This window comes from Arthrobacter sp. BG3, assembly GCF_056680185.1.
In genome coordinates this window covers 2824456-2838347 of sequence record NZ_CM155270.1, presented here as the reverse complement: position 1 = coordinate 2838347, position 13892 = coordinate 2824456, and the positions used below count along the sequence as shown (strand labels likewise).

The 13892-nt window shown below is 68.3% G+C and carries 11 protein-coding genes and 1 pseudogene; 8 read left to right on the top strand and 4 right to left on the bottom strand.

From position 1 onward, the window contains the following. The first annotated feature begins 24 nt into the window (after positions 1-24). The 7 genes and pseudogenes from AC1MFL_RS12765 to AC1MFL_RS12735 all read left to right on the top strand — a co-directional run bounded on the left by AC1MFL_RS12765 (position 25) and on the right by AC1MFL_RS12735 (position 8716). Entirely contained in the window at positions 25-1512 is a 1488-nt protein-coding gene (locus AC1MFL_RS12765; protein WP_479810216.1) for a flavin-containing monooxygenase, read from the top strand. After that, positions 1509-2462: an alpha/beta hydrolase gene (locus AC1MFL_RS12760; protein WP_479810214.1), complete on the top strand. Its 954-nt coding sequence runs from the start codon at positions 1509-1511 to the stop codon at positions 2460-2462. The genes AC1MFL_RS12765 and AC1MFL_RS12760 overlap by 4 nt, the downstream gene beginning before the upstream one ends. Positions 2463-2723: 261 nt before the next feature. After that, positions 2724-3548 (top strand): annotated as a pseudogene (locus tag AC1MFL_RS12755) (aldehyde dehydrogenase family protein); the annotation flags it as partial. A 239-nt stretch (positions 3549-3787) separates the two neighbouring features. After that, positions 3788-4423 (top strand): peptidoglycan-binding protein, encoded by a 636-nt coding sequence (locus AC1MFL_RS12750; RefSeq protein WP_479815454.1) that lies wholly within the window; start codon positions 3788-3790, stop codon positions 4421-4423. An 8-nt stretch (positions 4424-4431) separates the two neighbouring features. Beyond that, positions 4432-6939, top strand: coding sequence for a hypothetical protein (locus AC1MFL_RS12745; protein ID WP_479810213.1), 2508 nt, complete (start codon positions 4432-4434; stop codon positions 6937-6939). Positions 6940-7206: 267 nt separating this feature from the next. Beyond that, positions 7207-7422 carry a helix-turn-helix domain-containing protein gene (locus AC1MFL_RS12740; RefSeq protein WP_479810212.1) on the top strand — a complete coding sequence of 72 codons (216 nt, stop codon included), beginning with the start codon at positions 7207-7209 and terminating at the stop codon, positions 7420-7422. Then, positions 7415-8716: a type II toxin-antitoxin system HipA family toxin gene (locus tag AC1MFL_RS12735; RefSeq protein WP_479810210.1), complete on the top strand. Its 1302-nt coding sequence runs from the start codon at positions 7415-7417 to the stop codon at positions 8714-8716. The genes AC1MFL_RS12740 and AC1MFL_RS12735 overlap by 8 nt, the downstream gene beginning before the upstream one ends. Positions 8717-8954: 238 nt before the next feature. Here the strand turns inward: AC1MFL_RS12735 and AC1MFL_RS12730 are convergent, their stop codons facing one another. After that, on the bottom strand, positions 8955-9191 hold the full coding sequence (locus AC1MFL_RS12730; protein ID WP_479810209.1) for a CDGSH iron-sulfur domain-containing protein: 237 nt from the start codon (positions 9189-9191) through the stop codon (positions 8955-8957). A gap of 57 nt (positions 9192-9248) precedes the next feature. Next, entirely contained in the window at positions 9249-10322 is a 1074-nt protein-coding gene (locus AC1MFL_RS12725; RefSeq protein ID WP_479810207.1) for an iron-containing redox enzyme family protein, read from the bottom strand. 316 nt (positions 10323-10638) lie between these two features. Between AC1MFL_RS12725 and AC1MFL_RS12720 the strand changes: the two genes are divergently transcribed. Beyond that, positions 10639-11334, top strand: a complete 696-nt coding sequence (locus AC1MFL_RS12720) for a DUF998 domain-containing protein (RefSeq protein WP_479810206.1) — start codon at positions 10639-10641, stop codon at positions 11332-11334. A 15-nt stretch (positions 11335-11349) separates the two neighbouring features. Here AC1MFL_RS12720 and AC1MFL_RS12715 read toward each other — a convergent pair whose 3' ends face one another. Together AC1MFL_RS12715 and AC1MFL_RS12710 are read right to left on the bottom strand one after the other, a co-directional pair. Further along, a complete protein-coding gene (locus AC1MFL_RS12715) occupies positions 11350-11595 on the bottom strand; it encodes a VOC family protein (RefSeq protein WP_479810204.1) in 246 nt (81 codons plus the stop codon). Between the two features lie 186 nt (positions 11596-11781). Beyond that, a complete protein-coding gene (locus tag AC1MFL_RS12710; RefSeq protein WP_479810203.1) occupies positions 11782-13743 on the bottom strand; it encodes an FAD-binding monooxygenase in 1962 nt (653 codons plus the stop codon). Positions 13744-13892: the final 149 nt, after the last annotated feature.

Here is a 13892-nt window from a genome sequence, read left to right as displayed (position 1 = left end):
GACTTTCCCTGAGGAGAGAACACCATGGCAACCACCAACGACCACATTTACAGTTCCATCGTCATCGGCGCCGGCTTCGGAGGCCTGGGCCAGGGGGCCCAGTTCGTGCAGGAAGGCGTTGAGGACTTCCTCATCCTCGAGCGCGGCAACGACGTCGGAGGTGTCTGGCGCGAGAACACGTACCCGGGCGCCGCCTGCGACACCCAGGCGCTCGTGTACTGCTACAGCTATTTCCTCAACCTGAAGGTTTCCCGGCTGTTCGCCGGCCAGGAGGAACTTCTGGGTTACCTGCGTTCCCTGGTGGAGGAATTCGGCCTGGCCAAGCACATCCGCTTCGGCCAGAACATCACGGCCACGGAATGGGACCAGGACCGCAGCCTTTGGACCGTGCATACCGCAGGCGGCTCCCAGTTCCTGACCCGTTCCGTCGTGGGAGCGTGGGGACAGCTCAATGTGCCCAACATCCCCGACATCCCGGGCCTTGAGTCCTTCGAGGGAGAGGTGTTCCACTCCTCCTCCTGGCGCCACGACCTGGATCTGACCGGCAAGCGCGTCGCATCCATCGGCTCCGCGGCCACCGCCGTCCAGTACGTGCCCGAGGTCGCCAAGATCGCCGCGAACCTTACGGTGTTCCAGCGTTCGGCCAACTACATCCTCCCCCGCGACCAGTACGTCTTCACGGCCGAGGAGACCGCAGCGTTCCTGGCGGACCCCGAGCTTTACCGCACGAAGCGCCAGGAGATCCACGAGCTCCGCGAAGCCGGATTCGAACGCACCCGCCGTCACAGTGCAGCATCCGAGGAAGGCGTCCAGCAGGCCCGCCAGCACCTCGAGAACCAGGTGGCGGACCCCGCCCTGCGGGCCAAGCTCACCCCGGACTACGACTTCGGCTGCAAGCGCATCCTCCGCAGCGACGATTTCTACCCCGCCCTGACCCGCGACAACGTGGACCTCGTGACCGAGAAGATCACCGAATACACGCCCCGCGGCATCCGCACGGCCGACGGCGTCGAGCACGAATTCGACGTGATCGTTTACGCCACCGGGTTCAAGAGCCACGCGTTCCAGGGCTCCATGCGCGTCGCCGGACGCGACGGACTCGGCCTGGACGAGCGGTGGGGCAACGCCCCGGAGGCCTACCTCGGCATGACCGTCGACAGCTTCCCCAACCTCTTTATGGTCTACGGGCCGAACACCAACCTGAACCACAACTCGGTGGTGTCCATGCTCGAGGCGCAGCACCGCTACATCGCGCAGGCTGTGGAGTACATCGCCGCCGACCCGACGAGGGTGCTGGAAGTTCACCGCGGGGTGCTGGAGGATTTCAACGCCCATGTCCAGGAAGAGCTCGGCAAGTCCGCCTTCTCCTCCGAGTGCTCCTCCTGGTACAAGAATGAGGACGGCCGTGTCATCAACAACTGGTCCGGCACCGTCAACGAGTACCGCGCCCACACCCAGGACCTCCAGCTCGAGGACTACCTCCAGCTGGCCGCGACCGGTTCGGGTAAGTGAGCCGCCAGGATCTGTTCAGCGGAAGGCCCGTAGCCGAGGACGCAGCAGACGTTCTGGAACGGTTCCGGGCCTCCGGTGGACGCCCGTTCCACACCTACCCCGTGGACGAGGTGCGCGGGATGTACGAGCGCGGCTGTGCCGCCAACGGTCTCAGCGGCGATCCGCTTTCCTCGGTCTCGGACTTCGGGGTGCAGGATTTTGGGGTGCGCGTCTACGAGCCGCGCACCGAGACGGGGCCGACCGCCGTTGTGCTGTTCCTCCACGGCGGCGGCTGGGTCATGGGAAGCCTCTCCACCCATGACGGGCTGTGCCGGCGCCTGGCTGCGCTCACGGGCCTGCCGGTGGTGGCGGTGGACTACCGGCTCGCCCCGGAGCACCCCTACCCCGCGGCAATCGAGGACAGCCGGGCGGCGCTGGACTGGCTGTTCAGCGCCGGTCCGGTCCATGGCCTGGACGTAACCAAGGCCGTCCTGGTCGGTGACAGTGCGGGCGGGCAGCTGGCCGCGGTCCTGGCCATCGAAAACGCGGAAAGCGCCTATCCGTGGCCGATCGCGGCGCAGGTCCTCATCTACCCGATGGTCGACCTGACGATGTCTGCCCCGTCCTACAGCCGGGTCGCCGAAGGCTTCCCCCTGGTTGCGGACACCATCGCCTGGTTCGCGGACCACTACCTGCCCGAGGGGATCGACCGGGCGCGGCCGGACATCAGCCCCGCCCTGGCCCAGCTCCCTGCCGGGCTTCCGCCGGCCTACGTGATCACAGTGGACAACGATCCGCTGGTTGACGAGGGGGCGGACTACGCCGCGGCCCTGGCCCGGGCCGGAACCGAGGTCCAGTACCAGCACCTCACCGGATACGCTCACGGACTGCTCACGTCGGCCGGGCGGATCCGGCGCGGCGAACAAACAGTTGGCGACATCGCCGGCTTCATCAGGGTACGCACAGCCTGACCCGGGCTGAGGCCCATCGGGCTGATCAATCGAAGCACGGTGATGGCCCGTCAATTCCTTGACGGGCCATCACTTTCATTCACGTTCTTAGGAAAAGACTCCATGACTACTTCCCTCGTAGGTCCGCCCGCCGTCACGCGCATGCGTGAGGCCGAGCTTCTTGCCTCCGTCCCGAAGGGCCTGCTGATCGGCGGCCAGTGGCGCGACGCGTCCGACGGCGGGACCTTTGATGTCCACGACCCGTCGACGGGCGCCGTCCTCGCCACCGGCATCTCCGGGCCGCTGCTGGCCGATGCGCGGCTGCGCAAGGTTTCCTTCACCGGCTCCACCCCGGTGGGCAAGCGCCTGATGGCCGATGCCGCCGCCAACGTGCTGCGCACCTCCATGGAGCTCGGCGGGAACGCGCCCTTCATCGTCTTCGAGGACGCGGATCTGGACAAGGCCGTCGACGGCGCCATGGCCGCCAAGATGCGGAACATGGGTGAGGCCTGCACCGCGGCGAACCGCTTCCTGGTCCAGGAATCCGTGGCCGCCGAATTCACGCAGAAGTTCGCCGCGGCCATGGGCGCCCTGAGCGTGGGCCGGGGCACCGAGCCCGGCAGCCAGGTGGGACCGCTGATCGACGCCGGCGCCCGTGCTGACGTGCACGCCCTGGTCAGCGACGCCGTCGACGCCGGTGCCACCGCAGTCACCGGCGGCGCACCCGATTCGGGCCCCGGCTACTTCTACCCGCCCACGGTCCTGGCCAACGTGCCCAATGATGCCGACATCCTCCGCCAGGAAATCTTCGGCCCCGTCGCCCCGGTCACCACCTTCGCCACCGAGCAGGACGCGATTGCCCTGGCCAACGCCACCGAATACGGCCTGGCCTCCTACCTGTACAGCCGGGACTTCAACCGGCTGCTGCGCGTGGCCGAACAGATCGAATTCGGCATGGTGGGGTTCAACTCCGGCGTCATCTCCAACGCAGCCGCTCCGTTCGGCGGCGTCAAGCACTCCGGGCTGGGCCGCGAAGGCGGCGCGGAAGGAATTGCCGAATACACCACTACCCAGTACATCGGCATCGCCGATCCCTACGCAGGCTGACCGGGACAGTTCCGGGGCCGCACCGCGTTCCCGCCGGGCGGGGCACCTTGTGCCCGCGGGCGGGGCACCTTGTGCCCGCGGGCGGGGCACCGGGCACGGAATCCCGGGAGTCGCCTACCGGATAAATGCTAATCATGCTTACTATTGACTCGCATTAGGCACATCGGCCTGGAAACTGCTCACTGGGGGCAGCAGCAGCCGTGCCGGAACTGGAGTTTTTCGTGAGCATTGAACAGGAAATGACCCCGCTGAGTGACGCCGAGTTGATGGCAGAGGCAGGCACCGCGCTTCCGGACAAGGAAGTGGCCTCCGTCCTGGACCTCAACGCGGACCTGGACCTCGGCCTCAACGCTGCGGCACCGATCGACCTCGCCGTCGCGGCCAACGCCAACGTCGCCGCCCCGATCGACGCCGCAGCCTCGGCCAACATCCTCTCCTTCGGTTCGGACGCCCAGGCGCTCTCCGACCAGGGTGTCATCATCAACCAGGGCATTGACGCCGATGCCACCGCCGACTCCACCCAGGACAGCACGCTGCAGCAGGACTCCGGCAGCACCGACGGCTCCGAGACCGGCACCACCGGCGTCACGGCCGAGGAAAACGCCCTGCCGACCGACGTCCCCGGTGCCCTCAACTCCAACCTCCTGAACGTGAACGTGGACCTGGACGCCGCCGCCGATATCGCGGCACCGATCAACGGTGCCGTGGCCGCGAACGCCAACGTCGCCGCCCCGATCGATGCCGCCGTCGCCGCCAACATCGGCTCGATCGACAGCAACGCGTTCGCCGTCTCGCAGCAGGACGCCATCATCAACCAGAACATTGCAGGCGAAGCCACGGCCACCGCCGACCAGCAGTCCGACCTCCGGCAGTAGTTCCCCGGATGAGTACACCGCACGGCGGGCCGTCCCACGCGGACGGCCCGTCCTCAGCGCCGGATTCCGCTGCGCCGGCTGTGTCCACGGCGGCTACGGCGTCTGCGGCGCCGACGTCGGCATCGGCGTCGGCATCGGCGTCGGCGTCCGCGTCCGCCGGGACCTCCACCCTCCCGGTTCCGGTCCGGGCCGACGGCGTCCAGCTCCTCGGCGAGACCCAGGGCTCCGGCTACCGAGAGGCACCCTCGCTGGTCCGCCGCGCCGACGGCCAGACGCTCCAGCTCACCCGTCTGCTGTACCTGGTCCTCGAGGCGGTCGACGGCACCCGGGGCGCCGAGGAAATCGCCGGCCATGCCAGCGCCGGGTTCGGACGGCTGGTCAGCGCCGACAATGTCCGAACGCTGATCGACTCCCAGCTGCTGCCCCTGGGACTGCTGCAGCTGGCCGACGGCTCCCAGCCCGAGGTCCGCAAGGCCGACCCGCTGCTCGGCATGAAGTTCCGCTACACCGTCACCGACCCGGAGCGCACCCGCCGGATCACGGCACCCTTCGCCTCCCTCTTCAACCCGCTGGTGGTGGTCCTCGTGACCGCGGCCTTCCTCGCCGCCTGCTGGTGGCTGTTCATGGTGAAGGGCCTGGCCTCGGCCACCCACGAGGCCTTCGCCAACCCCGGCCTGGTGCTGCTGATCCTCGCGGTGACGGTGCTCTCCGCGGGGTTCCACGAATTCGGGCACGCTGCCGGCGCGCGCCGCGGCGGGGCCACCCCGGGGGCGATGGGAACCGGCCTCTACCTGATCTGGCCCGCGTTCTTCACCGACGTCACCGATTCCTACCGGCTGGGCCGCGCCGGCCGGATCCGGACCGACCTCGGCGGACTGTACTTCAACGCGATCGTCGCCGTCGCCATCATGGGTATCTGGTGGGCCACCGGCTTCGATGCACTGCTGCTCGTCGTGGTGACCCAGGTGCTGCAGATGGTCCGGCAGCTGATGCCGCTGGTCCGCTTCGACGGGTACCACATCCTCGCCGACGCCACCGGGGTTCCGGACCTGTTCCAGCGGATCAAACCCACCCTGCTGGGCCTCCTCCCCTGGCGCCGGAAGGACCCGGAGGCGCAGGTCCTCAAACCGTGGGCCCGCGCCGTCGTCACCGCCTGGGTGCTCATCACCGTTCCGCTGCTGCTCTTCAGCATGGTCATGATGGTACTGTCGCTGCCGCGGGTGCTGGGCACCGCGTGGGACAGCGGGCAGAAGCAGTACGCCATGTTCAACCACAGCCTCGCCGGCGGCGACCCCGTCGATGCCGCCGTACGGATCCTGGCGATCGCCGCCCTCGCTCTTCCCGTCCTGGGCGTCTTCTACATCCTGTTCCGGCTGGGCCGGCAATTGGTCACCGGGCTGTGGCGGAAGACCCACGGCCGGGCACTCCAGCGCGGGACGGCCCTCGCCCTGATCGCCGCCGTGACGGCCGGACTCGCCTGGGCGTGGTGGCCCGGCGCCGAGAGCTACCGGCCCGTCCAGCCCTATGAGCGCGGCACCCTGGCCGACGCCACCACCGCGATCTTCCCGGCCGGTTCCGCCGCCGGCCTGCGGGAGGGCCGGGCTGGCCGGACCGTGGCGCTCTGGCCCGTCGGCAAGGACAAGCCCACCCGGGAGGACCCGCAGCTGAGCATGGTCCTGGTGCCGCGTGATGCCGCAGCTTCCGGAACGGCGGCGGCGCCGTCGTGGGTGTTCCCCTTCGACCAGCCCGCCGCGCCCGGGGAGGGCGGCAACCAGTCGCTCGCCGTCAACACCACGGACGGATCGGTTGTCTACGACGTCGCCTTCGCGCTGGTCTGGGCCGACGACGGCGCCGACGTCACCACCCGCAATGAGGCCTATGCCTTCGCCAGCTGCGCGGACTGCGCCGCCGTCGCGGTGGGCTTCCAGGTGGTGCTGATCGTGGGCCAGACCGACGTGATCGTCCCGGAGAACCTCTCGGCCGCCGCGAACTACAACTGCGTGCGGTGCCTGACCTACGCCCTGGCCAGCCAGCTGGTCCTCACCCTGGACGGGCCGCTGAGCGCCGACGGCATGACCCGGCTCAACGCGCTGTGGCAGCAGATCGCGGAGTACGGACGGAACCTGCAGAACGTGCCGCTCTCGGAGATCCAGGGGCGCCTGGACGCTTTCAGGGCCCAGATCATGGAGGTCATCAAGTCCGACCCCAGCGCCACGCCGCGTGTTTCGTCCGGCACGGCTCCAGCCACGACGGGTAATTCGCCGGGAACCAGCCAGAGTGCGAGCCCCGGCGCGAGCCCTTCGGCGACGCCGGGCGCCACTCCCGGGACCACGTCCGCTGCCACATCGGGTGCCACGTCTGGCGCGAAGGGGCCTGGCGGGACCGCCCCAGCCGCCACTTCCACGGCTACTTCGCCCGCGGGAGCTGAGCCCACGGGGTCTGCAGGAACGGCCACCGCACCGGCTCTCGGCCCGACGTCGGCCGCTCCAACGGCCGCCGCCCTGACGGCACCGTAGGCCGCGGAGGCTGCGGAGGCTGCGGAGACCATGCACCTCCAGTGGGGCGCGGCTTTCCGGGTATCCGTTCGCCACAGATGGCCGCTATGAGAACGCTCATAGCGGCCACTTGCGTCGGATCGGTGGGCCGGCGTCGAAAGGGCCATGGCCCGCCGTCGAGATCGGTTGCCTGATTACATATTCGTAATCACACTGATATGATTACGAAAACGTAATCACACTGTCCCTATTACGAACAGCTCATCAGGAGGGTCCTTGCACGGGGTCATGAAATCCATGTCGGACCTGGGCCTCATGGTCTACGGCATCCGCCAGCGCAGTGGGCTGTCCCAGCGCGAGCTGGCCAGCCGGCTCGGCGTGAGCCAGCGCTACCTCTCCGAGCTGGAGACCGGCAAGCCCAAGGTCCTCAGCGACCAGTTCTTTGCGGTCATGGAGAAGCTCGGCATCGAGTTGAGCTTCCGGGAAGGCACCGACCGTGCCTGATTCCCAGGACGTCCATCTCTACGGCACGGTCATCGGCCGCATGGTCCGGGCCAGCCCGACCACCGTCACCTTCCAGTCCTCCGACGCCGGCATGGCCCGGTTCGGAATCGGCTCGCGGATCCTCTCTGCCAACCTGCCCCTCGGACCCCGGACGTCCACACCGGAGGCCGCCACCGCGTTCTTCGGCGGGCTGCTGCCTGAGGGCTCCGGCCGGTCCAACCTGGCCAAACAGGCCGGCGCCAGCCGCAACGACGTCTACGCTCTCGTGTCGTACGCCGGGCGCGATGTGGCCGGCGCCATCCGGATCGGCGGAGACCCCGGGGAACCGGCGGAAACCTACCAGGCTCTCACCGACGAGCAGATCGCCGAACGGCTGACCCTCATCAACGACTACGCCCTCGGTGCCGTCGGCGGCGGCGGCTCCCTGGCCGGTTACCAGCCCAAGACCACCCTCGCCCTGCTGGACGGCACCTGGCATGCCGGGGTGGACGGCGCCGCGTCCACCCATATCCTCAAGCCGGCTGCTGCCGGGAACGAACACGCACTGCATGCCGAGGCCTTTTGCTTGGAGCTTTCGCGCCGGGTCGGGCTGACCACGTTTGCCAGCGACGTGCGGGCCTTCGCTGGCCGCACTGTGCTCGTCCTGGAACGCTACGACCGCCGCGTCGCGGGCCGGAGAGTTGAACGCATCCATCAGGAGGACGGCGCGCAGGCGCTGGGCCTGCCCTGGGACACGGACAGCAAGTTCGAGGGCGTCAATGCGGCCGCGAACCTGCGCAACCTGGCCGGCCTGCTGCCGCGGAGGCGTAGCATCCTCGGCACCGGTCCCGACGACCGGGAGAAGCTGCTTGCGCATACGGCCTTCAATACGGCGGTCGGCAACACGGATGCGCATGCCAAGAACTTCGCCGCCCTTCGCACCGCCGACGGGGCCGTCACGCTGGCACCCCTTTACGATGTGTCCACGCATGCTCTCGCCCCCAACGGCCAGTTGAACATGTCCCTGCGGGTCAACTCGCGCGCCTATCAGCCGTCCCTGACTGTCGAGGATCTCGTGGCCGAAGGCATTTCCTGGGGCCTCGCCGAACCCCATGCGAGAGCTGCCGTCACCGGCACACTTGAAGAGCTTGTCTCTGCCCTCAAAGGCGCAGATGCCACCGCCGTCGGGGAGAGGGTGGCCCGGTACATTGGCCACGGCACCCGTAACCTGCTGGACGGCAAGGCCGCCGGCGTCGGCGGCGCCCACCCGTCCCTGGCGGCATTGGGTCCCGTTCCGGACGCACCCCGCGGCTGAGTCATCCGGGGATCGCAGGCCCCCTTCCAGCCCTCCCCACCTCCCGTTGCGCTATCACTTTTGGCTGCCATTTCCGGCGAATGGCCCCCAAAAGTGATAGCGCAACCCCGGAGTCGCGGCCGGGTTCCTGCCTTCGTCGGCGCCTTCAGGGGGCGGCCGGAGGCGCCGGCCATGAGAATTCCGCTGCACGCACCGAATCATGCGCCTGGCGGCCCGGCGGCGCGGGCCGGGGACTTCCTTACTTCCCGGGCCCGCCGGGGATTTCGGTCCGGAAGCCGATCAGTTTGTGGGTGCCGTCGCAGTAGGGCTTGATCGCGGAGGCGCCGCAGCGGCACAGGGCGACGGTGTTGCGCTGCCGTGGCACCGGTTCCCCGGAGGGCGTGACGATCTCGAAGTCGCCGCGCACCAGGATCGGTCCGTCCGGGCAGACAACGATGGAGTTCTCGTTGGCGGAGTCTTGCGGGTTCTGGTTCATCAACGCTCACTGTCAGGGGTTGGAGGGTACGGGGCCGGGAAGGCCGGCGTGTCCGGGTCAGACGGCGGCGGGCACAGCCGGCTGCAGCGAGGACTCGCCGTTGTCCCACGCCCCCATGATGTGCAGCGTCAGACGGGCGTCGATGGCCATGACCGCCGTCGCACCGAACAGGACGTCCGGGAACAGCTCAGGTTCGGACTCCACGAGCCCGCCGGCGAGATCCCTGCCGGCGATCTGCTCGTGGACGGCGTCCGCCTCGACATGCTCGTCGAAGTAGCCGGTCACATCGGCGTCGAATCCAAGGCGCCGAAAGCCGTTCCCGTACAGCTGGTTCGGCCGGGACGATGTCATCTCATAAATCGCCAGGTGCCCCGCGACCGCTCCGCGGAGCCTGCGGTTCAGCCCGAAGAGCGACATCACGTTGACCGAGGCAAGCGAGATGGCCGGGACGGCGTCGGCATAGGCGCCGTAGCGGTCGTCGAGCCCCAGCCCGCGCATGGTTCGGGCGAAGAGTGCGCTGTGCATGCGGTCCGGGCGGCCGCCCCCGTACTCGTCCGCCTGGATCTCCACCAGTGCAGCCTTGGCGCGCCCCTTGAGCCTCGGGATCGCCCAGGTGTGCGGGTCGGCTTCCTTGAGCTGGTAGATCGATTTGTGGATCAGGAATTCCCGGAGCTGGTCCAGGGTTGCCTTCTTCGCCACGTGGCGGGACATGCCCGGTCCACCCTCCTGGGCCGCGAGCCCGAACAGAACCTCCGCCACCGCGTCGCTGTCCAGGCCCGCGGCAGAAGCCGGCAGGCCCGGACAGGCGGACAGGAGTGCCGCATCGCGAAGCGCCCGCTCGAACGGCTCCTCCAGCAGCTGCCGGAGGGCGATCAGCCCGGGGTTCCATTCCCAGCGGTCGGTCACCCCGTCCAGGCCTCCGTAGTGCAGCTCGTACAGGCAGAACAGCGTCAGCTGCACGTCGCCGTCGTCGATGATGTCATCGACCAGCGGCAGCCGCGCCTCGACCAGACTGTGCAGGGCGTCGCGGGCCGCGGGCTCGTCTCCGGGCTTGCCGGTGAGAAGGCGGAAGAGCCCGGCGCTGATGGGTCCGCGCGCCTGGGGGATCGTCGTGTTCTGTGAAGTTGCCATGGCTTGGCTCGTTTCATCGCAGTGCATCGTGTGCCGCCGCGTGGCTACAGCAGCTCGGCTTTGACGCCGTGCACGCGGCATAAAGCAGGGATCCCGGGCCGCGTCACCGCAGGTCCGGGGAAAGTGCGTTGCCGGGACGGACATCCGGGTGCTGCGGAAGCCCGTCCAGGCGATTTGTCTACACTGTAGACTTTAGGTGCAGACTAGATGATAAGCAAGCTGTCTTTTGCTGCCGGCGTGCCCTTCGCCTCTGACCCCGCGCTGACGGCGGGCGTACGGTGACGTGAATCTGGTCCGGTTCGAAGGGCAGCAGGCCATGAATTTCTCCCGGGACTCACCCGCGCTCACCGCTCAAACGCACACGGATGCTTTCGACACGGCCCTCCTGGCCGCCGGCATCCTCGCTGTTGTTATCTATGCCGTGGGGGACTTAGTCTCCGGCCTTCTGTACCCCGGGTACAGCTTCAGGGACCAGGCGATCAGCGAACTCAGCGCCTTCGGCTCCCCGGTACGCCCGCTGATGGTCACAGCCATCCTCATTCATGCCCTGCTGATGACTGCCTTTGGCGTCGGGGTCTGGCGGACGGCCGACCGCAGGAGTCTCCGCTGGGCCGGCATCAGCCTGGTTGCAACCGGCCTCATCGGGTTTCCGACCCACACGGTGTTTGCAATGAGTTCCCGGTGGCTCCCCAGCGGCTTCAACGACGTCATGCACATTGCGTTGACGTCGGCTTTCAGCCTCTTTGTCTCCGTGGCGATCGTTCTGTCCGCGGTCGCCTACCCGGGTTGGTTCCGGTGGTACGCGGCCGCGACCCTGCTGGTCATCGCAGGCTTCGGGGCGGCGGCATCGTCCGCCATCCAGGGCCTCGCCCAGAATGCGACGCCCTGGGCCGGCGGCTTCGAACGGATTAACGCCTACACATATTTCGCCTGGATCGTGGTGTTTGCCGTGATAACACCGCGACGGGTTTCCGCCTCTCCCCGCGGTCCCGGCAGGATCGGCGGCGGCTGACGCTGGCTGAACCTCTTATTCCGGATTTTCGAGATCCTGGACGGTTCGAGACAGCAGGCAGAACTCGTTGCCCTCAGGATCGCCCAGGACCACCCAGCTGACGTCCGGGCCCTGGCTCACGTCCACGCGCCGCGCGCCGAGGCGGTGCGGGCGGAAGTAACCGGGCGGGAGCGTCGCGCCGACTGGCGGATCATGCCGCAGGCGTCGCAGTCCGGACGGGGCACTCCACCAGGCCGAAGACACCCCCATAGAGCGCGACATCGACCACCTGCGGTCCGGTCTGCCGGAGTGATGCGGGCTGGTTGCCGGAAAGTGATTTCGACTGCGCGGGCGGCGCACCGATGGCAATGAGAGCCGATTGGCTGGGAGTGGCAACACGATCGCCCAGGTTCCGGACCGAGCCGGCGGGAGGGCTGCACTTCAGCCGCCCGCCGGCCGGATTGGCGCCTAGCCCGCGTGGCCCAGGGATTCGGCGACTCGGTTGCCGGCACTCAGGATCGGGGCGAAGAAGGCGCCGAGCTCAGCCGTGGCCGTCAGGGGCAGGACGTTGGCCACGTACTGGTCCGGGCGCACCACGACGACGACGCCGCCGCGGTCGAGGCCGCGCAGCTCGAAGATGTCCGCCGTCGGATCGGTGGCGTAGACCTTCTCGTAGTCGGTGAGCTGGAACGGCCCGACCTGGGGCTTGAACGCCGCCGGCACGGTGCCGATGTCGACGCTCGTGTGCCCCTGCTGGTAGATCACCTTCACGTCGAACCACGCGTCGCGGTCGGCCCCTTCGGGGGTTGCGGCGAGCGGCGAGTCCGGCGCGTTCGCGATCCATTCGGCGAAGTCGGCGAGGGGCGACGCCGAACCCGGCGTCCCGGCGTCGGGCGTCCCGGCGGTCCCGGCGGCGGCGTTGGCCGCGGCATCGGCGAAGACGTAGATCCGCCACCGCCCGTCGGCCATGGCGTGGTGGCCGAGGTGCATCGGGTTGGTGTCGCAGACCCTCACCACGGGTGCGGACTTGAAGCGCTTGCCGATGGGGAATCCGGTGGCCAGGTCCTGGTGGGCGGCGTCGGCGATGAGCAGGGACGGGGTGTACTCCGTCATGAATCCGGCCGGGAACTCGGCGGTGCTCACGTAGAAGTCCTCAAGCTCGGAGGGGCTGTTGAACTCCTCGGGCTTCTTCGCCATGAGCGTGGACCACTCCTTGTCGAAGTCGATGAGGTTCTTCGCGATGACCTGGCGTTCGGCCGAATACGTGGACAGCAGGCTCTCCGGGCTGCGGCCCTCGAGCACATGCCCGAGCTTCCAGCCCAGGTTGAAGCCGTCCTGCATGGAGACGTTCATGCCCTGGCCGGCCTTGGCGCTGTGCGTGTGGCAGGCGTCACCGGTGATGAACACGCGCGGGGTGCGCATGCCCAGCTGGTCCGGCAGGACGTCGTCGAACCGGTCCGTGAGGCGGTGGCCGACCTCGTACACGCTGTGCCAGGCGACATTGCGGACGTCCAGCGTGTAGGGGTGCAGGATTTCGTTGGCCTGGGCGATGATCTGCTCGATGGTGGTGCTGCGCACGGCGCCCTTGTCCTCTTTGTCCACCTCGCCGAGGTCGACGTACATCCGGAAGAGGTAGCCGCCTTCGCGCGGGATCAGCAGGATGCTGCCGCCGGTGCCGGACTGGATGGCGCACTTGGTGCGGATGTCGGGGAAGTCGGTGACGGCGAGGACGTCCATGACGCCCCAGGCGTGGTTGGCCTTGTCGCCGGCCATGGTGCAGCCGATCGAGTCCCGCACCTTGCTCCTGGCGCCGTCCGCGCCCACGACGTACTTCGCCCGGACGGTGCGCTCGCGGCCTTCGTCGGGGCCGGTGGTGTGCACGAGGGTGACGGTGACGGGGTAGTCCGCGTCGTCGTCGACCTCAAGGCCGCGGAACTCCAGGCCGTAGTCCGGCGACATGCGGGTGGGGGCATTGGCCATGAACTCGGCAAAGTAGTCCAGGACGCGGGCCTGGTTGACGATCAGGTGCGGGAACTCGCTGATGCCGGTGGTGTCGTCCTTGGCGCGGGCGGAGCGGACGATTTTGGACGGGTCGGAGGGGTCCGGCTTCCAGAAGGCCATCTCGGTGATGCGGTACGCCTCGGCGATGATCCGCTCGGCGAAGCCGAAAGCCTGGAAGGTCTCGACGCTGCGGGCCTGGATGCCGTCGGCCTGGCCGATGGGCAGCCGTCCGCCGCGGCGCTCCACGATCCGGGTGGTGATGCCCGGGAACTGGGACAGCTGCGCGGCCGTGACGACGCCCGCAGGGCCGGTGCCGACAATGAGCACGTCAACCTCGTCGGGAACTTCCGTGGGCCGGTCGATGCCGACGCCGGCGGCTGGCTGGACTCGCGGGTCACCGGATACGTAACCGTGGTGGTGGAACTGCACGGGCTTTCCTCACTTCGCTGTGTGGCACTTCGTGGTGGCGGACTGTCGCCGTCGAAAGTGTTCGATATTAGAACGCAACGTTCGATAATAGAACTCTGGTCTCCAGTCAAAACTGTACGGCAGATATGACGCGGGTTACAAGTGCCCCC

Bases quoted from the DNA above. Each gene is read 5' to 3' on its own strand.
- AC1MFL_RS12765 (WP_479810216.1), top strand. From the start codon at position 25: ATGGCAACCACCAACGACCACATTTACAGTTCCATCGTCATCGGCGCC.
- AC1MFL_RS12750 (WP_479815454.1), top strand. From the start codon at position 3,788: ATGACCCCGCTGAGTGACGCCGAGTTGATGGCAGAGGCAGGCACCGCG.
- AC1MFL_RS12745 (WP_479810213.1), top strand. From the start codon at position 4,432: ATGAGTACACCGCACGGCGGGCCGTCCCACGCGGACGGCCCGTCCTCA.
- AC1MFL_RS12740 (WP_479810212.1), top strand. From the start codon at position 7,207: ATGAAATCCATGTCGGACCTGGGCCTCATGGTCTACGGCATCCGCCAG.
- AC1MFL_RS12730 (WP_479810209.1), bottom strand. From the start codon at position 9,191: ATGAACCAGAACCCGCAAGACTCCGCCAACGAGAACTCCATCGTTGTC.
- AC1MFL_RS12725 (WP_479810207.1), bottom strand. From the start codon at position 10,322: ATGGCAACTTCACAGAACACGACGATCCCCCAGGCGCGCGGACCCATC.
- AC1MFL_RS12720 (WP_479810206.1), top strand. From the start codon at position 10,639: ATGAATTTCTCCCGGGACTCACCCGCGCTCACCGCTCAAACGCACACG.
- AC1MFL_RS12715 (WP_479810204.1), bottom strand. From the start codon at position 11,595: ATGTCGCGCTCTATGGGGGTGTCTTCGGCCTGGTGGAGTGCCCCGTCC.